This window comes from Streptomyces sp. NPDC047014, assembly GCF_040644195.1.
GTDB lineage: Bacteria > Actinomycetota > Actinomycetes > Streptomycetales > Streptomycetaceae > Streptomyces.
This window is the reverse complement of sequence record NZ_JBEYVX010000063.1, coordinates 1-16,561: the sequence shown is the minus strand read 5'-3', so window position 1 is coordinate 16,561 and position 16,561 is coordinate 1. Positions and strand designations below refer to the sequence as shown.

Annotated in this window: 20 protein-coding genes; 8 read left to right on the top strand and 12 right to left on the bottom strand. The window is 74.1% G+C overall.

Annotated features, from left to right (window positions below; genetic code table 11):
- Window positions 1-88: 88 nt before the first annotated feature.
- The 3 genes from ABZ873_RS25760 to ABZ873_RS25750 all read left to right on the top strand — a co-directional run bounded on the left by ABZ873_RS25760 (window position 89) and on the right by ABZ873_RS25750 (window position 2,578).
- Window positions 89-490 (top strand): SHOCT domain-containing protein, encoded by a 402-nt coding sequence (locus tag ABZ873_RS25760; RefSeq protein ID WP_360876217.1) that lies wholly within the window; start codon window positions 89-91, stop codon window positions 488-490.
- 101 nt (window positions 491-591) lie between these two features.
- Window positions 592-1,824 carry a cytochrome P450 gene (locus ABZ873_RS25755; protein ID WP_360876215.1) on the top strand — a complete coding sequence of 411 codons (1,233 nt, stop codon included), beginning with the start codon at window positions 592-594 and terminating at the stop codon, window positions 1,822-1,824.
- Between the two features lie 250 nt (window positions 1,825-2,074).
- Window positions 2,075-2,578 carry a nucleoside deaminase gene (locus tag ABZ873_RS25750; RefSeq protein ID WP_360876213.1) on the top strand — a complete coding sequence of 168 codons (504 nt, stop codon included), beginning with the start codon at window positions 2,075-2,077 and terminating at the stop codon, window positions 2,576-2,578.
- A 38-nt stretch (window positions 2,579-2,616) separates the two neighbouring features.
- Here the strand turns inward: ABZ873_RS25750 and ABZ873_RS25745 are convergent, their stop codons facing one another.
- A complete protein-coding gene (locus tag ABZ873_RS25745) occupies window positions 2,617-3,648 on the bottom strand; it encodes a medium chain dehydrogenase/reductase family protein (protein WP_360876211.1) in 1,032 nt (343 codons plus the stop codon).
- A 165-nt stretch (window positions 3,649-3,813) separates the two neighbouring features.
- Between ABZ873_RS25745 and ABZ873_RS25740 the strand changes: the two genes are divergently transcribed.
- On the top strand, window positions 3,814-4,506 hold the full coding sequence (locus tag ABZ873_RS25740) for a TetR/AcrR family transcriptional regulator (protein ID WP_360876209.1): 693 nt from the start codon (window positions 3,814-3,816) through the stop codon (window positions 4,504-4,506).
- A gap of 7 nt (window positions 4,507-4,513) precedes the next feature.
- Here the strand turns inward: ABZ873_RS25740 and ABZ873_RS25735 are convergent, their stop codons facing one another.
- From ABZ873_RS25735 to ABZ873_RS25705, 7 genes are all read right to left on the bottom strand, one after another.
- Entirely contained in the window at window positions 4,514-5,263 is a 750-nt protein-coding gene (locus tag ABZ873_RS25735; protein ID WP_360876207.1) for a hypothetical protein, read from the bottom strand.
- 211 nt (window positions 5,264-5,474) lie between these two features.
- On the bottom strand, window positions 5,475-5,894 hold the full coding sequence (locus tag ABZ873_RS25730) for a subtilase-type protease inhibitor (RefSeq protein WP_360876205.1): 420 nt from the start codon (window positions 5,892-5,894) through the stop codon (window positions 5,475-5,477).
- A 304-nt stretch (window positions 5,895-6,198) separates the two neighbouring features.
- On the bottom strand, window positions 6,199-6,990 hold the full coding sequence (locus tag ABZ873_RS25725) for a 3-hydroxybutyrate dehydrogenase (protein WP_360876203.1): 792 nt from the start codon (window positions 6,988-6,990) through the stop codon (window positions 6,199-6,201).
- Window positions 6,991-7,160: 170 nt separating this feature from the next.
- Complete coding sequence (locus tag ABZ873_RS25720) at window positions 7,161-7,667, bottom strand: hypothetical protein (protein ID WP_360876201.1); 507 nt, start codon at window positions 7,665-7,667, stop codon at window positions 7,161-7,163.
- A 39-nt stretch (window positions 7,668-7,706) separates the two neighbouring features.
- Window positions 7,707-8,702: a DMT family transporter gene (locus ABZ873_RS25715; RefSeq protein WP_360876200.1), complete on the bottom strand. Its 996-nt coding sequence runs from the start codon at window positions 8,700-8,702 to the stop codon at window positions 7,707-7,709.
- 67 nt (window positions 8,703-8,769) lie between these two features.
- Complete coding sequence (locus tag ABZ873_RS25710; protein WP_360876198.1) at window positions 8,770-9,513, bottom strand: helix-turn-helix domain-containing protein; 744 nt, start codon at window positions 9,511-9,513, stop codon at window positions 8,770-8,772.
- A 76-nt stretch (window positions 9,514-9,589) separates the two neighbouring features.
- A complete protein-coding gene (locus tag ABZ873_RS25705) occupies window positions 9,590-10,141 on the bottom strand; it encodes a hypothetical protein (RefSeq protein ID WP_360876196.1) in 552 nt (183 codons plus the stop codon).
- Window positions 10,142-10,297: 156 nt separating this feature from the next.
- Here ABZ873_RS25705 and ABZ873_RS25700 point away from each other — a divergent pair, with 156 nt between their 5' ends.
- A complete protein-coding gene (locus ABZ873_RS25700) occupies window positions 10,298-11,134 on the top strand; it encodes a class I SAM-dependent methyltransferase (RefSeq protein WP_360876194.1) in 837 nt (278 codons plus the stop codon).
- Window positions 11,135-11,181: 47 nt separating this feature from the next.
- Here ABZ873_RS25700 and ABZ873_RS25695 read toward each other — a convergent pair whose 3' ends face one another.
- The 3 genes from ABZ873_RS25695 to ABZ873_RS25685 form a co-directional block, all read right to left on the bottom strand.
- Window positions 11,182-12,054 carry an isocitrate lyase/PEP mutase family protein gene (locus ABZ873_RS25695; protein WP_360876192.1) on the bottom strand — a complete coding sequence of 291 codons (873 nt, stop codon included), beginning with the start codon at window positions 12,052-12,054 and terminating at the stop codon, window positions 11,182-11,184.
- A gap of 190 nt (window positions 12,055-12,244) precedes the next feature.
- Window positions 12,245-13,678 (bottom strand): carotenoid oxygenase family protein, encoded by a 1,434-nt coding sequence (locus tag ABZ873_RS25690; protein ID WP_360876190.1) that lies wholly within the window; start codon window positions 13,676-13,678, stop codon window positions 12,245-12,247.
- Between the two features lie 85 nt (window positions 13,679-13,763).
- Window positions 13,764-14,180: a hypothetical protein gene (locus ABZ873_RS25685; RefSeq protein WP_360876188.1), complete on the bottom strand. Its 417-nt coding sequence runs from the start codon at window positions 14,178-14,180 to the stop codon at window positions 13,764-13,766.
- 50 nt (window positions 14,181-14,230) lie between these two features.
- Here ABZ873_RS25685 and ABZ873_RS25680 point away from each other — a divergent pair, with 50 nt between their 5' ends.
- The gene (locus tag ABZ873_RS25680) at window positions 14,231-14,539 is read left to right on the top strand and encodes a hypothetical protein (RefSeq protein ID WP_360876186.1); all 309 of its coding nucleotides are present in this window, start codon (window positions 14,231-14,233) and stop codon (window positions 14,537-14,539) included.
- Here ABZ873_RS25680 and ABZ873_RS25675 read toward each other — a convergent pair.
- Entirely contained in the window at window positions 14,518-15,417 is a 900-nt protein-coding gene (locus ABZ873_RS25675) for an oxygenase MpaB family protein (RefSeq protein ID WP_360876184.1), read from the bottom strand. The genes ABZ873_RS25680 and ABZ873_RS25675 overlap by 22 nt on opposite strands.
- Window positions 15,418-15,538: 121 nt before the next feature.
- On the opposite strand from ABZ873_RS25675, the gene ABZ873_RS25670 reads away from it, so the two are divergent.
- Window positions 15,539-15,889 (top strand): STAS domain-containing protein, encoded by a 351-nt coding sequence (locus tag ABZ873_RS25670; RefSeq protein ID WP_360876183.1) that lies wholly within the window; start codon window positions 15,539-15,541, stop codon window positions 15,887-15,889.
- A gap of 64 nt (window positions 15,890-15,953) precedes the next feature.
- Window positions 15,954-16,421: a DUF5709 domain-containing protein gene (locus ABZ873_RS25665; protein ID WP_360876181.1), complete on the top strand. Its 468-nt coding sequence runs from the start codon at window positions 15,954-15,956 to the stop codon at window positions 16,419-16,421.
- The last annotated feature ends 140 nt before the right edge of the window (window positions 16,422-16,561 follow it).

Sequence of the window (16,561 nt, the reverse complement as noted above, 5' to 3'; positions counted from 1 at the left end):
GGGAGGGGCGTTCCGCCCGAGGTGCGGGCCGCCGGAGCCGGTCCGATACTGCCGATCACGGGCACCCGCCCACCCAACGGAGGTACCGATGGACGACGACTACTCACTCCTCGACGTCTTCTGGACCATGCTCTGGTTCTTCGTCTGGATCCTGTGGCTGTTCCTGCTCTTCAAGGTGATCGGCGACATCTTCCGCGACCACGAGCTGAGCGGCTGGGGCAAGGCCGGCTGGCTGATCTTCTGCATCTTCCTGCCCTACCTGGGCGTCCTCGTGTACGTCATCGCCCGCGGCAAGGGCATGGGCAAGCGCGACATCAAGCAGCGCCAGGACAACGAGGCGGCCTTCCAGGACTACATCCGCAAGACGGCCGGAACCGCCCCGTCCGGCGGATCCGGGGCGCACGAACTGGCCAGGCTCGCCGAGCTCAAGGACAAGGGCGCCCTCACCGAGGAAGAATTCCAGCGGGCCAAGGCCAAACTCCTGGCCTGAGCACCGGTCCGGCCCCCGGGCCGCACGCGCCCCGCGCCGGCGGAGGCAGTGGTTGCCGTGCGCAATCCGGCAGGACCATTCCCTTCCCTCCAGGAGGAGTCATGAGCGAGCGGCCGGTCCCGCTGCCCTACACCGATCCGGCGTTCCTCGCGGATCCGTACCCGCTCTACCGGCAGCTGCGCGAGGAGGGTCCCGTCCGCCGCACCGTCGCCGCGGGCGGTGTGGAAGCCTGGCTCGTCACCCGCTACGAGGACGGACTCGCGGCGCTGTCCGACGCCCGCCTGAGCAGCGACGTACGCGATGCCGCCGACCCCCGGCTGCTCGCGCAACTCCCCGGCACCGAGCGCGAGTCGATGCTGAGCACCATGCTGCGCAGCGATCCGCCCGACCACACCCGGCTGCGCCGCCTGGTCTCCCAGGCGTTCACCGCCCGCCGGGTCGCGGCGCTGCGGCCACGGGTCCAGGCCCTCACCGACGCCCTGCTCGACGCGGTCGTCCCGGCCGGCCGCGCCGACCTCGTGGCCGATCTCGCGCTGCCGCTCCCCGTCGCGGTGATCGGTGAGCTGCTCGGGGTGCCGCCCGGCGACCGCCACGAGTTCCAGCACTGGACCGACCGGATGATCACGCGCGGCGCCGAACCCCCGGACCCCGCCGTGCTCGACGAAGCCTGGCGCCATCTGCACGCCTACATCCGCGGGCTCGTCCACACCAAGCGGACCCGCCCCGGCGACGACCTGATCAGCGCGCTCATCGCCGCCCGCGACGAGGAACAGCGCCTCAGCGAGCACGAGTTGATCGCCATGGTCTTCCTGCTGCTGGCCGCCGGCCACATCACCACGGTCAACCTGATCGCGAGCGGTGTCGCCGCCCTCCTCGCCCACCCCGAACAGCTCGAACTGCTGCGCTCCGACCCCGGCCTGCTGCCCGGCGCGGTCGAGGAGTTCCTGCGCTACGACGGCCCGGTCAGCCCCGGCATCGCCCGCTTCGCCCGCGAGGACGTCGAGATCGCGGGGGTCACCGTCCCGCGCGGGGCGACCGTACTGATCGGCTCGGCCCTCGCCGACCGCGACCCGGCGCGGTTCACCGACCCCGAACGGCTGGACATCACCCGGCGGGACAACCCCCACCTGGCCTTCGGGCACGGCATCCACTACTGCCTGGGGGCGCCGCTGGCCCGGCTGGAGGGGCAGATCGCGATCGGCACCCTACTGCGCCGGCTCCCCGGGCTGGCCCTCGCCGTGCCGAGGGAGCGGCTGCGCTGGCGTCCGGGCGGTCTGCGCGGGCCCCTGAGCCTCCCGGTGGTGTTCACGCCCGCCGGGGCCGCCACCCGCTGAATTTGTGCTTCCGGTCGGGGCGCGGCCCCGACGTGCGCGCGTAGTCTCGTACGAAGCTATGAAGAGGCCGTTTCGGCCGGGCGGCTTCTTCGGGGCTTCGGTCCCTGACCGGATCCTGCCGGTGCCCTGTGTACTCCTCCCAACCCCCCAGTACGGAAAGGGGGTTCGGACCGCTTCCAGGCTGCCGGGGTCGGTGATCCGTACGAGGGGCAGTCGCGCCGCGAGCACGTTCTACGGAAAGGGAGTGACCGTGACCGAGTACACCACGGAGACGAGCGTCGAGGAGCTGTACCGGGTCTGGATGGACGAGGCGATCCGGGTGGCCACCGACAGCGTGGCGAACGGCGGGGGTCCGTTCGGCGCGCTGATCGTCAAGGACGGCGAGGTGGTCGCCACCGGGAACAACCGCGTCACCGCGACCCTGGATCCGACGGCGCACGCCGAGGTGAGCGCGATCCGGGCCGCCTGCCTGCGGCTGGAGACCTTCTCGCTGACGGGCTGTGTGCTGGTCACCTCGTGCGAGCCCTGCCCGATGTGCCTGTCCTCCGCGCTGTGGGCCCGGGTCGACCGGATCGTCTACAGCGCCGACCGGCACGACGCGGCGGTGGCCGGGTTCGACGACCGCAGGTTCTACGACCTGTTCGAGAAGAAGCCCGCCTCGATGTGGCCCACGCCGGTGGAACACCTCGATCTGCCGCACCGCAGGGCCCCGTTCGACGCGTGGCTGGCCCGCGCCGACCGCGTCGACTACTGAGGACCGGGCCGGGCGGGGTCCCGTGAGCCCCGCGGGGGTCACGGGATCAGGACCACCTTGCCGGCGACCGTGCCGGACTCGGCCAGCCGCATCGCCTCGGCCGCCCGGGACAGCGGGATCTCCGCCGCGACCGTGGCGGTGATCTCGCCGTGCCGCAGGGCCGTGAAGACCTGGGTCAGGTCCTCGCGCAGCCGGGCCCTGAAGCGGTCCTTGGCGTAGGCGCGGCCGGCCCATACGTTGAAGAAGTACGCGCTGCGGCCGTTGGGCAGCCAGTTCCACAGCCACACCCGGCCCAGGAGCTTGAGCACCGGCCACGCGCCGGAGCCCTCGTCGTCGCGGGTGGCGGCGGTGCCGTAGGAGACGAGGGTGCCGCCGCGCCGCAGCAGCCGCCAGGAGTCGGTCACGCCCTCGCCACCGACGTGGTCGAAGACCGCGTCCACGCCGTGCGGTGCCAACGCCCGTACGCGCGCCGGGACATCGCCCGCCCGGTAGTCGACCGGGGCCACCCCGAGGGCGCGCAGGGCCGCGTGGTGGCGCTCGGACGCGGTGCCGATCACGCGGGCGCCCGAGGCGAGCGCCAGCTGGACGAGGACCGAGCCGACGCCGCCGTTGGCGCCGTGCACCAGGACGGTCTGCCCGGGGCGCACGCGGGCCTTGCGGTGCAGCATCTGCCAGGCGGTGATGCCGTTGACCACCGCGGTCTCCGCCTCGACCGCGCCGAGGCCGTCGGGCACCGGGACCACATCGGCCGCGTCGAGGGCGATGTGGCTGGCCCAGCCGCCGGTCTTCGTCAGGGCGGCCACCCGGTGGCCGAGCAGCCCGGGATCCACGCCCTCACCCACCGCCCGCACGATGCCGACCAGGTCGTAGCCGGGGACGAAGGGGAACGGGGGCTGATCGTAGTACCGGCCGCGGCGCATCTGCTGCTCGGCGAAGGAGACGCCGGTGGCCTCCATGGCGACCACCACCTGACCGGCGGCGGGGGCGGGCACGGGGCGGCGGTGGAGTTCGAGGCCCTCCGGCTCGACCTTGCCCGGCAGGACGATCTCGATCAGCTCGGCGGTGTCCACCGTGACCTCCAGAAGTAGTGTGGGCTTCTCGTGTTCGTTAGAAGCTGTAACCAGAGTGAAGGGATCTCCTCCCGCTGTCAAGGGATGGGCTCGTCCGATCGTGATGCCCTTTGTCGATGGTGATACGTTCTAACTCCAACTGGTGGAGACGAGAGGCGGCACGGCATGACCGCAGATGCGAAGACCCCCCGCGAGCGGTACCGGCAGCAGGTCCGCGAAGAGGTGAAGCAGCGCGCCTGGGAGCAGATCGCCGGCTCCGGCGCCTCCGCGCTGTCCCTGAACGCGATCGCCAAGCAGCTGGGCATGAGCGGACCGGCGCTCTACCGCTACTTCGCCAACCGCGACGAGCTGATCACCGAGCTCATCCGGGACGCCTACCGCGGCCTCGCCGACGCCTTCACCGCGGCGGCGGACGCCTCCGCCGTGGCCGGGGAGGCGGGCGGCCCGCGCATCGCCGCCCTGGCGCGGGCCATGCGGGGCTGGGCCCTGGCGGACCCGCACCGCTACTTCCTGATCTACGGCACGCCCGTACCGGGCTACCACGCGCCCCAGGACATCACGGAGATCGCCGGCGAGATGATGTCCGTCCTGCTCGACGCCTGCGCGGCCGCCGGGCCGGAGCCCGCCGCCTCCCCGGAGGGGGCCGCCTTCGAGGGCCATCTCGCCGAACGGCGCGCGTGGGCCGGGGACCGGCCGGACGTACGGGAGCCGGCCCTGCGGCTCGCCCTCGCCTTCTGGAGCCGCCTGCACGGCGTGCTCTCCCTGGAACTGGCCGGCCATTTCACCGGCATGGGCCTGGACCCGGCCCGGCTCTTCGAGGCCGAGGTGCACACCCTGAGCGCGGGCCGGGCCGGCTGACGTCCGGTCAGCCCGAGGTGTCCCAGGCGGTGGTCAGGCCGTCCAGCCACGCGGGCGGCAGCTCGCCCGCGTCCCATTCCTCCCGCAGGACGGCCGGGGCCGCGGCGAGCCGTTCCAGTACGGCGACGCTCGTGGGGGAGTGGATCAGGGAGTAGCGGCCGTGGATCGCGATGTCGCTGCCGGGTCCGTACTGCGCGTACAGCCGCTCCAGCCGGGGCCGGTGGGCCGTGCCGAACTGCGTGAGCCGGCCCGCGTACAGGGCCCGCTGCCGGTGCCCCATGGTGCCGAGGACGGCCGTCAGCACCTCGGTGGTCACCTCCGGATCGAAGTCGGACTCGGCGGCGAGCGAGAGGTACAGGGGCGTGACCGCGACCTGGGCCCGCTCCACCTCCATCCGCCGTACGCGGGGCCGTTCCTCGCCCGGCTCGGCCGCCGCGGCCGCCTCCGCCGGGGACGCGGAGCCGACGGCCCGGTGCAGGGTCCGCTCGGCGGTCCGGCCCAGCTCGGCGGCCGCGTCGCGCGCCCCGTCGAGCCAGCCCGAGTCGTAGGGCTCGCCCTTGTCCCCCGGGGCGGTCCGGCCGCCCGCGGTGATGTCCTCGTACGCGCGGGCCAGCGCGCCGGTCTCGACCAGGCCGAGCAGTTCCTCGGCGTCGCCGGTGTAGACGCCCGCCCGGGCCAGGAGCTGGAGGAGCGTCGTCCTCGCATTGGCGACGCTGGCCGCATCCGGCAGCTGCGGTCCTTCTCCGGCGGTGTTCATCGGATCCTCCTCGTCGCCCGGGTCGCGTGGCGCGTTCACGCGAGTTCGCACGCTCCAAGGATGCGACGGCCGGTGATCGTGCCGCCAACCACCCCTCCGGCGCGGCGCGAGGAGGCAGGGCAGAGCGTACCCGGACGCGCGTCCGCCTCCGGGCCGGCAGGGGCTCGGAGGCGGACGGTGGCCGGCGGGCGGTGGCCCGGGGTACGGCCGGTCAGAAGGCGAAGGCGGCGTTCCCGTTGAGGGTCGCGGACATGGCGCACGTATTGGCGAAGGTGTGCTTCCAGGCGATGCGGCTGCCCTGCCAGACGCCGTCGACGCTGACCACGACCGGGTCGTAGTGCATCGGACAGGCGCGGTTGCTGTCCGGCGCGGAGAGCAGCGCGTCGAGACGGCCGTCGGTGGCCTTGAGGGCGGCGCAGGCGGCCTGCGGGTCGGGGTGCGTGCCCTGGGCGCCCGGCGCGCAGCTCAGGGTGGAGGCCCGGACGACGGTGACTCCGTTGTCGCCCTTGGCGACGGCGAGGACCACGGCGGACGGGGCGTACAGGCTCGCGGGCTTCGCCTCGGCCATGCCGGCGGCCCCGGCCACGACGAGGAGGGTGGCGGCGGAGACGGCAGCGATGCGGTGACGCACGACAGAACTCTCTTTCAATTCGAAGGGTAGGCGCAGCATTTGGCTGCGTTGTGTCGACCTGACACCGCCGAGTCTTGCGGGTGTGAAGGGCGCTCGCACATCGATGACCGTTTTACGGACACTCCGTTCGCATATCGGAGACCGAATGGCCGTTCGGGCAGCTCAGAGGTGCCGCGTGCCCTGCGCTACTACCCCGGAACAGAGCGTGATCACGGAAGCGACGTGCACCGCGAGGCCCGCTGACCTGCTGCCGGCCGTACGCGGTTCACCGGACGGCCATCCAGGCTGACCGGAAACCACCGGTTCAGCTCGCTCCCCACCCGCCGTCGAGGGGCAGGGAGATGCCGGTGACATGACCCGAGTGCGGCCCGCAGAGCCAGAGCGCCGCGGCGGCGACCTCGGCCGGCTCGATCAGCCGTTTCACGGGGGAGCGGGCCAGCAGCACCTCGGAGAGCACGTCCTCGGCGCTCATCCCGTGCGCGGCGGCCTGGTCCTGGATCTGCCCCTCGACCAGCGGGGTGCGGACGTATCCGGGGCTGACGCAGTTGCTCGTCACCCCGTACGGGGCCCCCTCCACGGCGGTCACCTTGCTCAGCCCCTCCAGTGCGTGCTTGGCCGCCACGTACGCGGATTTGTAGGCGCTGGCCCGCAGCCCGTGCACGCTGGACATGTTGACCACCCGCCCCCAGCCCCGGTCGTACATGTGCGGCAGCGTCTGGCGGATCAGCAGGAAGGGCGCGGTCACCATCACCCGCTGCATCAGCGCGAAGCGCTCCGGGGGGAAGGCGGTCAGCGGGGCCACGTGCTGCAGCCCGGCGTTGTTGACCAGGATGTCCACCGCCGTCGGCAGGGTGGCGACGGCCGCCGCGTCCGCGAGGTCCACCACGTGCGCGACGCCGCCCACGGCAGCCGCGACCCGCTCGGCGGCGGCCCCGTCCACATCGGCCACGTGCACGGTCGCGCCCGCCTCGGCCAGGGCCACGGCGCAGGCCCGGCCGATGCCGCTGCCGCCTCCGGTCACCAGGGCGGCGCGGCCGCGCAGGTACGCGGAGGAGGGGGCGGGCGCGGCGGTGGAACGGGCGGGTCCGGTGGTCATGCGGCCGACAGTAGGGCGGCGCGGCCCGCCCGGGACATGGTGCGGGGCGCCACAGGACACAGGCCCCGCATGGGGGCCGCGGCCACCAGCGATCCGGGTCGCCGTATGGGGCCGCGGCTACCAGGAGCCCGGGTCGCCGCATGGGCGCCGCGGCTGTCATCGGCCCGGGGTCAGTACCGCAGTGCGGTGCCGGTGCTCGCGGTCACCGTGCCCGAGAGCTTGTGGGTGCTGCGGGCGGTGCCCTGGCCGGTGCCCTTGCCGGCGACGTCCTTGACCGTCACCACCACCGTGTCCATGAGCGTGCCGCTCTCGTCCTTGAACTCGACCTGCACCGCGAAGGACTTCGCCGCTTCATCGGTGTTCCGCACCGTCACCGGGACCGTGCTGAAACCGTCCCCGTCGGTCGCCACCGGACCGAGCGTCACCTGGTCCTTGGCGTCGACCCCGTTCTTGACCTCGGCGAGCTTGTCCTTGGCCACCGCGGCGGCGGACTCCGCCGACTTCGCGGCCTCCGAGGCGGCCGAGGAGACCGCCTCACCGGCCGACTTCACCGCCGACGCCGCGCTCGACACGGCACCCGAGGGGCTGCCGTCGCCCCCCGAACAGCCCGCGGCGGCGAGCACCGCCACCGCCAGCACCGCACCTGCCGCACCACGTTTCCACGCGACCGTCGCCACCACGCCTCCAGGGATCCGCCGGATGTCCGGACCTCCCAGTCAAGAGCGCCCGGCCTCCGGATGCCCGGCAGATCGGGCATCCGGGTGAGCGGGGGCGGGGGTGTGGTCGGCCTCGGTCCGCGCCGGGGCGGGGGTGCGCGCGCCGCGCGGCGTGTAGCGGGAGACGGCCACGCCGGCCAGGCAGAGCGCGCCGCCGAGCAGGGTCAGCCAGGCCGGAACCTCGCCGAGCAGGGCCCAGCTCAGCAGGACCACGATGGCGGGCACGGCGTACGTGGTGGCGCCCAGCCGGCCGGCGGGCATGCGGGCCAGGGCGTAGGTCCAGGTGGTGAAGGCCAGGGCGGTCGGCACCACGCCCAGGTAGACCATGTTCAGGGTGGCGGAGACCGGCGCCCGCGGCAGTTCGGTGAGCAGCTGGCCGGTGAAGGGCAGGCAGGCGATCGTCCCGGTCAGGCAGGCGAACGCGGTGACCTGGAGGGGCGTGCCGTAGGAGAGCGCGGGCTTCTGCGCGATGACACCGGTGGCGTAGGCGACGGCGGCGAGCAGGCAGAGCACCACGCCGAGCAGGGAGGTGGAGCCGCCCTCGCCGGAGGACATGGACAGCCCCACGACCACCGCGCCCGCGAAGGAGACGGCCATCCCCGCGAGGAGCCGCGGCGGCAGGGCCTCGCCCAGGAGACGGGCGGCGAGCAGGGCCATCAGGATCGGCCCGGTGTTCACGAGGAGCGAGGCGGTGCCCGCGTCCACGAGCCGTTCGCCCCAGTTCAGGGCGATCGTGTAGCCGCAGAACCACACCACCCCGGACACCAGGATCCCCCGCCACGCCTCCCGCGGCGGCAGCCCCTGACGGCGTACCAGCAGCAGGACGGCGAGGACCACGGAGGCGGCCAGCAGCCGGCCGAGGGCCAGGGCCCCGGGGGAGTACGCCGCCCCCGCGCTGCGGATGGAGACGAAGGCGGAGGCCCAGGCGAACACCGTGAAGGTGACGGCGCCGACCGTGAGGACGCCGGGCGGGATCGGACTCGATCGGAACGTCATGACTCCACCCTACGGGCTCGATATTTCGGTGTCGACCGAAATGACTGCGGCCCCCGGTGGGCATTGCTCAGCTCCACGCCTCCGGCGTGAGCCCCAGCAGCTCGTGGAAGGCCCGCTCCCCGGCCGCCGTCACCTCCAGCGCCCGCCCGCCGCCCGCCGGGCGTACCACCCAGCCCTGCGCCGTGGCCCGCGCGCACAGGCGCGCCGCGGCCAGGCCGCCGAGGTGGCGGCGGCGCTCGGTCCAGTCCAGGCAGGAGCTCGCCAGCCGCCTGCGCCCCCGGCCGGCGGTCAGATCGACGCCCGCGTCCGCGCACCAGAGCCGGCCCGCCTCCGTCAGCTCGAACACGTCCTCCGTGCGCAGCAGCCCGCGCTCCTCCATCGCGTCGGTGACGGCCATCCCGAGCCGGCCGGCGAAGTGGTCGTAGCAGGTGCGGGCGCGCGCCAGCGGGTCCGGGGCGGCGACCACCGGCACGGCGTGCGCCGCGTCCCGGTCCGGGATCGCGTGCGCGGCCAGCTCGTCGAGCAGACGGGCCGTCGCGGCGTCGGCGATCCGCACATAGCTGTGGCGGCCCTGCCGCTCGGTCACGCAGATCCCCGCCTCCAGCAGCCGGGCCAGATGCCCGCTGACGGTGGACGGCGCGACCGCCGTGATCCGGGCCAGCTCGCCCGCCGTCCAGGCCCGCCCCTCCAGCAGGGTCATGCAGATCGCGGCGCGCGTCTCATCGGCCAGGGCCGCCGCGAAGGCGGCCAGCAGGGCCGCCGGAGCCGGGCCCTCGCCCCCGGCGGACGGCTCGGCTTGCGTCTCGTTCATGGCTGCGCCTCGTTCATGGCTCCAGCATGCCGCATCATTTCGGCATGCGGCGAATGATCGCCCGGGTCTGCGGGGCTCAGTGCCCCGCCGCCGCCTTCACCAGGGCGACGGCCAGGCCGATCGCCGCGTCCAGGGCCCCCGCCAGCAGCGCCACCACCACCCCGCTGCCCATCCGTACGCCCCCGTACCAGCCCCAGGCGAACAGGCTCGCGACGCTCACCCCGGCCGCCGCGTACAGGGCGGTCGGGAGCGCCATCACGCCGAGCGCCGCGCAGCCGATCAGCAGCAGCGGACCCACCGCCGACAGCAGCAGCGGGCTGCTGACCCACAGCATGCGCCGCAGCTCCGCACCCGTGGCCAGCCGCCCGTGGACCACCCGGTGGGCCTGCTGGTCCGCGACGAGGGTGGCCAGCCACAGGCCCGCGGCGGCCGTCAGCACGGTGGCGGCGGTGCCCGCCGGATCGGCGTGCTCCGCGACGGCCAGGCCGATCACCACCGAGATCATGGTGATCGTCGCGTACAGCCGCTCCTTGAGATGGGCGGCGGCGGTGGCCGTGGTGGACGCGCCGGCGGCGCCCACGGCCCGCTCGGGAGCGGCCTCTCGGCCGCCGGTCTCCTCATGATCCATGCCGTCACCCTAGGCGGCACGGCCCGATGACGCGCCGTCAGTATCCGCCAGCGGTAAGCCCGCCCGGCCGGGCGGGTCCTCTGTCGCGACGGCGGTGCGCGCGCCAGACTGGGACCACGGGGCGCGACGCCCCGTGCACGAGGAGGTGGTGAGGTGGTGTCGGGCAACCCCGCGGAACGGTCCGCCCCGGCCGTACGGCCCGCGGTGTGGGAGACGTACGGGCCGGCCGACCTCAGCGCGGTCCCGGTCTTCTCCGGGGGCTTCATCAACTTCGGCTACTGGCAGGCCGTCGACCTCGACGGGCCGCTCTCCGAGGCGGACCGGATCCGCAGCGAGCGGGACCTCTACCGGCATGTCCTCGACGCCGTCGCCCCGTCCGGCGGCCGCGCCGTGGAGGTCGGCTGCGGGCTGGGCCTCGGCTGCGCCCTCGCCCTGGAGGAGTACGGCCCCGCCTCCGTCACCGGGGTCGACGTCCACCCCCAGCAGCTCCAGCGGGCCCGCGAGGCCAACTCCCCGCTCCTGGCGGCCCGGCCGGACCGGCTGCGCTTCGTCCTCGGGGCGGCCGAGGAACTGCCGCTCGACGACGCCTCGTACGACTGCCTCTACAGCGTGGAGGCCGCCCAGCATTTCCCCGACCTGGCCGCGTTCGCCCGCGAGGCGGCCCGTGTGCTGCGCCCCGGCGGACGGCTGGCGGTCACCAGCTTCTTCACCGTCGACGGCGCCGCCGCGCCCGCCGAACGGCTCGCGGGACTGCTCGACAGCTTCGCCAGCGGCCTGGACATCGCCCGGCCCGTCACCGGGCTCGCGGACGCCCTCACGGAAACCGGGTTCGCGGAGGTCCGGGTGGACTCCATCGGCCCGCAGGTCTGGCCCGGCTGGGACCGCTGGCTCGCCCGCCTCTGGGAGCCGGGCACCTGGCCGCGGAACTTCCTGGCCGCCTGGGAGCAGGGCGTCCTGGACTACTACCTCGTCACCGCCACCCGCCCGGCCTGAGGGGGCCACCGCCCGGCGGGCGGCGGCCCCGGGACCCCGGGCGCGCGTCAGCCCCGTACGCTCTCCCGGGCCAGGGGCAGCGGGTGGTGGCGCGAGATGTTCCTGGCCAGCAGCCGCGTGGACTCGCCCACACCGACCTCGTCGCTGCCGTCCGCCTCGGGCAGCCGCCCGTCCGCGAGCCGCAGCTCGGCCAGGGCCGTGTCCATCGCCTTGTGCGCCGCGAACAGGCAGGGCGTGCTGTAGATGGCCACGTCGATGCCGAGTTCGGTCAGCTCCGTGAGGGAGAGCCGGGGCGACTTCCCTCCGGCGATCTGGTTGAAGAGCAGCGGCTTGTCCCCGACCGCCTCGCGGATCCGCTCGATCCACTCCACGCTGCGGACCCCGTCGACCAGGACGACATCGGCCTCCGTGGCCGCCAGGGCCCGCGCCCGGTGGAGGATGTCCGCCTCCTCCGTGGCGTCGGTGCGGGCGACGACGACCAGGTCCTTGCGGGTGGCGAGGACCATCTCCAGCTTCTCCAGGTACTCCTCGAGCGGCAGCACCTGCTTGCCGTCCGCGTGCCCGCACCGCCGCGGGCGCTTCTGGTCCTCCAGGATCACGCCGGAGGCGCCCATCCGCTCCAGGCCCGCCACCACATGGCAGGCCACCTCCGGGTCCACGTACCCGTCGTCGATGTCGACGAGCAGGTGGTGGCGGGGGAAGGCGCCGCGCAGCCGCTGCACGAAGGCCATCATGTCGGGCCAGGCGATGAAGCCGATGTCGGGCAGCCCGTAGTGGGAGGCGGCGAACCCGAAACCGGAGACGAACATCCCGTCGTAGTGTCCGGCGGCCACGGAGGCCGAGTACATGTCGTACACCCCGATCAGGGGGGTGGTGCCGGGCTCGGCGATCTGTTCGCGCAGCTTGGTCCCGTAAGTCATCGTTCGGTTTCCTCCGAGGAGCACGTCGGCACAGGGGAGGCAGAGAGCCCGCGCGACAGGCAGGCTCTTTACCCGGGCATGAGCATTCCTTGGGAAAGCCGCGAAGTTTCACCGGGGCGCGCTTCGCTCACCCCATCGGCGTAGACCGTTCACCAGGGAAACGTCACTGGTCGGGGCCCTGCCGTCGCCGCTACGCCTCGGTGGGCAGCCAGCAGCCGTGCAGGCCCAGGGGCACCCGTACGGGGATCCGGGCGCGGGCCACCGGCCCGGAGGCCGGATCCTCCGCGGGCACCACCAGCAGCCAGCTGGAGCCGTCGGTGCGATCGGTCGCGAAGGTCAGCCAGTGGCCCCGCTCCTCGGAGTCCCGGCCGGGCTCGGGCGCGAAGACCGGTTCCCCGACGGAGAGGTCCCCGGCGTCCCAGACTTGCGCCTCGCCGGTCTCGGTGTCGTACCAGCGCACGGCGTCGTACTCGCCCGGCAGCAGGTCCCTCCGCCCGGTCTCGGTGGCCAGCGCCGCACAGCGGTGGCGCCGCCCGATGCGCCGGTCGTCCACCCGGGGGAACTCCACCCGGGCGTCGTCCAGCGCGGTGCGGGACATCCGGCCGGCGGCGGGGTCGATGCGCGCCCGCACCAGGCCGCCCGTCACCGGGTCCGCCGGGCCCTCCGTGCGGCCGCCCAGGGCCAGCCTGCTCCACTGCACGTAGTCGAGGACCACCGGGGCGTCCGGGCCCGGCCCGTCGTCGTAGGCGTTGACCGCGTGCCACATCCAGAACGCCTCGTCCTGCGCCCAGCGCGGCGGCCCGCCGTCGCGCGGGATCAGTACCACGCGAGTGCCGCGCTCGGGCCGCCAGTCGAGGAACGAGCCGCCCGCCATGGCCGCGTCCATGTCGAAGAAGGCGGGGGCCAGCACGAGGACCGCGTAGCGGGGGGTCAGGGCCATGTCGTGGATCATCATCGGCTCGTCCACCCCCTCGACGGGCGTGGGACCGCGTGAGACGGCGCCGCCGCGGTCGATGACCGACCAGGTGAGATGGGGCGGCTCCAGGCTGTAACAGAAGACGACCATCTCGCCCGTGGCCGGGTCGATCTTGGGGTGGGCGGTGATCCCGGCGGGCAGCATCCCGTCGAAGTCCTCCCTGCCGAGGGTCCCCAGACCGGCGTCGATCCGGTAGGGGCAGGCCGATTCGGCGAGGGCCAGCATGCGGCCCCCGTGCCGTACGACGTTGATGTCCGGCAGGTCCCGGAAGGTACCGGCGAGCTCCGGCCCCACCTGGGAGGCGTCCGGCATCACCAGGGACTCCAGCCCGCCCCACAGCGCGTGCCCGGCGCGCTCCTCGGCCTCCAGCGCCGGGGTCCGGACGAAGCGGTTGCGGTAGCGGGCGCGGCCCTCCGAGAGCCAGACGCCGTGCAGCATGCCGTCGCCGTCGATCGGATAGAGGTAGGAGCCGATGGGGGTGAAGCGGGGATTGGGCCCGTTGCGCAGGTACAGGCCGTCCAGCGCGGCCGGGATCTCGCCCGTCACCTCCAGGTCGACGGCGTCGACCTCCTCGGTGACCGGCGCGAACGAGCCGAGCAGGTGGGGGACCCGGGTGGGGTCGAATCGGGGTGGGGTGTGCGTGTTCACAGGACCTCCCGCGCGATAGCGGCCACCTTCCAGTGAAACGCGGACCCGGGGCGGCTGCCAGCGCCGGCGCTGCGCCGGGGAGCTTTCAGACAGGGGCGAAGACGCTCTCGGACGCCTCGTCGAGCACGAAGCCGTTGTCGAGCCTGACCCGGACGGTCACCAGGACCCGCTGCCCCTGGTACGCGAGCCAGTGCGGCTCCAGCTCACCGATCCGCTCCTCCAGCTGCTGCCGGCTCGCCGGGGGCATCTGGTGGCCGAAGTCGTCGCGCAGGGAGGTGAGCCGTACGTACTCCCGGACCTCGTGGCTCTGCTCCGGCTGCCGCGGGGCGTGCACCCGCTCGACGGTGCCGGCCGTGCCCGCGCCCAGGGAGAGGGAGCCGACGACGGGTCCGGCGTCGGCGTCCGTGCCGGTGTCCTCCGGCCCCTCCGCCGCGGCCACGACCGAACCGGTCAGCCGGAGGTCCACCGCCAGCCGTACCCGCTGGCCCGCTTCGAATGCCATCCGTCCCTCATCTCTCCGGGCTGTCGGTGGGCGCCCGTACGCTGCCCACCATGTCAGTCAACATCGATCTTGCCTTCACCGTCACCGGCGTCGCCGACGACCCCCAGGGCCTCCGTATCGTCAGCGCCCTCCAGGAGCTGATGGACGAGGAGCACATCGGCCTCCAGGTCGGCATCGGCGTGGCCCGGGACGACGACGGAGCCCTGTTCGTCTCCGGCACATCGGACTTCCCGCTCTGCGTCTCCCGCTTCTACCTCTGGCGGCCGCACTTCGAGAAGCGGTTCCAGGACACGGTCGAGGAAGCGGCGGCGGGAGTCGTGGGGCGGATCGAGTGGGGCTATCCCGACGAGGAGTACTGAGCCGGGGGCGGAGCCGGCGGCAGCGCCCAGCGGATCGCCCGGGTCACGGCATGGCCGCCCGCGCGGGCCACGGGGAGCGGCAGCCGGGCCGGTACGGGCCTCGGACCGGAGGTGACGGCCGCCCGCGCCCACGGCGGCAGCAGCTCCACCGCCGCCGCGGCCAGCAGCCCGTACGGCAGCCGGGCGGCCCCCGGCAGCGGCGGTTCGGCCAGCAGGAAGCGGGCCGTGTCCCGGGAGGCCGGGGTGGGCCTGAGCAGCGGCCGGTACGCGGCCATGCGCAGCCGCAGCTCCGCCAGGCTCTCCGGGGGCCGGTCCGCGCCGAGCGCGCGGGCCACGCGGGCGGTGTCGGCCAGGTAGCCGTCGCAGCCCGCGGGGTCCAACGGGCGTCTTCCGTAGCGCTGGTGGGCCCGCAGGAAGCAGTCCGCCTCGGCCAGGTGCACCCAGGCCAGCAGCTCCGGGTCGTCGGCCCGGTACGGGACTCCCTCCGGCGTCCGGCCGCGGACGCGGGCGTGCACCGCGCGGACCCGGGCCACGGCCTCCTCGGCGTCCGGGCCCGGCCCGAAGGTGGTGACCGCGAGGAAGGTGCTGGTCCGCTGGAGCCGGCCCCAGGGATCGCCCCGGTACCCGGAGTGCGCGGCCACGGCGGCCATCGCGACGGGGTGCAGGGACTGGAGCAGCAGGGCGGCCAGCCCGCCGACGAACATCGAGGCGTCCCCGTGGACCCGCCGCACCGGCCGGTCCGGGCCGAACCAGCGCGGGCCGGGTGTGGTGTGGATCCGGGCCCGGTTGCGCGGCCCGTCGGGCCCGGCGACCCGCAGGAAGACCGCCTCGCCGGCCTGCCGCCTGAGGTCCCGGACGGCCGTGGTCGCCCTCGTCATGAGCCCAGTATGGGCGCGGCTCCGGGCCGTGCCCAGCCCCGCCGACCGGTGCGCTCGGGGTCGGAGGGGCGATTGGGGGATGATGAGAGGGGAAGGCGCTCGTCGTACGAGGAGGAGCGTCATGGCTGTCGAAGACACGCGAAGACCGGAGCACGAGGCCGGTACCGCACACGGGCATCCGTATGTGGTCCGGGTGACCGGGGACATGGACGTGGAGCACGTGGCCGAGCTGCGGGCGGCCCTCGCGGCCGCCCTCGACGAGGCACCGGACGGTGCGGAGATCACCGTGGACCTGCGGAATTCGTCCTTCTGCGACTCCGCCGGCCTCAACGCCCTCCTGGAAGCCCGCCGGCGCGGCGAGGAGTCGGGGCACGTCATCCGGCTGGCGGCGCCCAGCCACCAGCTGCTGCGGCTCCTCGACTACACCGGTACCACCGGCCGCTTCCCGCTCGACCCCGCCGTACCGGGCTGAGCGCACCGACACCGGCGCGCTCCCGCCCGGCCCACGGCCCCGCCCGACCCGATGGGAGAACCCGATGAGCAGCGCCGACGGACACTACGGCGACGACGTCTACCAGCCGCAGGAGTCGAACGAATCGGCCGAGGCCCAGCCCGACCTGGAGAACGCCCTCGACGAGCCCGATCTCGACGACACCCTCGACACGGCCTACGTGCCCCTCGACCGGCCCTTGGCCGTCGACGGCAGCGGCACCACCGCCGCCGAGCAGCATACGGGGGAGTCCCTGGACCAGCGGCTCGCGCGGGAGCAGCCGGAGGTGTCCGACGAGGACGAGGTCCGCGACGAGGCCGGGGACGCGCCGCTCGCTGGGGCGGACCGGGCGGGCCGCCTGACCGCCGTGGACGAGGCGGGGCCGCGCCGTCATATCTCCGTACTGGCCCGGGACGTCGGCATCGACGGAGGGGCGGCGTCGGCGGAGGAGGCGGCGGTGCACGTGGTCGAGGAGGGCTGGGAGGACCGCACCGAGGGCGACGAGGTGGAGTAGCGGCGCCGGAGGCCGTCAAGGCTGTACGGGAAAGGGGGTGCCGGGCGCTGTACGCGCCCGGCCCCCCCCTGGGGGTTTGCGCCCCCTCCGGCAACATGGGGGGCAGTAAACGGAATTAACGCCCCCCTGCCGGCGGGACA

Bases quoted from the DNA above. Each gene is read 5' to 3' on its own strand.
- ABZ873_RS25735 (WP_360876207.1), bottom strand. From the start codon at position 5,263: ATGAACACCGCCGGAGAAGGACCGCAGCTGCCGGATGCGGCCAGCGTC.
- ABZ873_RS25740 (WP_360876209.1), top strand. From the start codon at position 3,814: ATGACCGCAGATGCGAAGACCCCCCGCGAGCGGTACCGGCAGCAGGTC.
- ABZ873_RS25710 (WP_360876198.1), bottom strand. From the start codon at position 9,513: ATGAACGAGACGCAAGCCGAGCCGTCCGCCGGGGGCGAGGGCCCGGCT.
- ABZ873_RS25665 (WP_360876181.1), top strand. From the start codon at position 15,954: ATGAGCAGCGCCGACGGACACTACGGCGACGACGTCTACCAGCCGCAG.
- ABZ873_RS25680 (WP_360876186.1), top strand. From the start codon at position 14,231: ATGTCAGTCAACATCGATCTTGCCTTCACCGTCACCGGCGTCGCCGAC.
- ABZ873_RS25755 (WP_360876215.1), top strand. From the start codon at position 592: ATGAGCGAGCGGCCGGTCCCGCTGCCCTACACCGATCCGGCGTTCCTC.
- ABZ873_RS25675 (WP_360876184.1), bottom strand. From the start codon at position 15,417: ATGACGAGGGCGACCACGGCCGTCCGGGACCTCAGGCGGCAGGCCGGC.
- ABZ873_RS25695 (WP_360876192.1), bottom strand. From the start codon at position 12,054: ATGACTTACGGGACCAAGCTGCGCGAACAGATCGCCGAGCCCGGCACC.
- ABZ873_RS25670 (WP_360876183.1), top strand. From the start codon at position 15,539: ATGGCTGTCGAAGACACGCGAAGACCGGAGCACGAGGCCGGTACCGCA.
- ABZ873_RS25725 (WP_360876203.1), bottom strand. From the start codon at position 6,990: ATGACCACCGGACCCGCCCGTTCCACCGCCGCGCCCGCCCCCTCCTCC.
- ABZ873_RS25685 (WP_360876188.1), bottom strand. From the start codon at position 14,180: ATGGCATTCGAAGCGGGCCAGCGGGTACGGCTGGCGGTGGACCTCCGG.
- ABZ873_RS25705 (WP_360876196.1), bottom strand. From the start codon at position 10,141: ATGGATCATGAGGAGACCGGCGGCCGAGAGGCCGCTCCCGAGCGGGCC.
- ABZ873_RS25760 (WP_360876217.1), top strand. From the start codon at position 89: ATGGACGACGACTACTCACTCCTCGACGTCTTCTGGACCATGCTCTGG.
- ABZ873_RS25715 (WP_360876200.1), bottom strand. From the start codon at position 8,702: ATGACGTTCCGATCGAGTCCGATCCCGCCCGGCGTCCTCACGGTCGGC.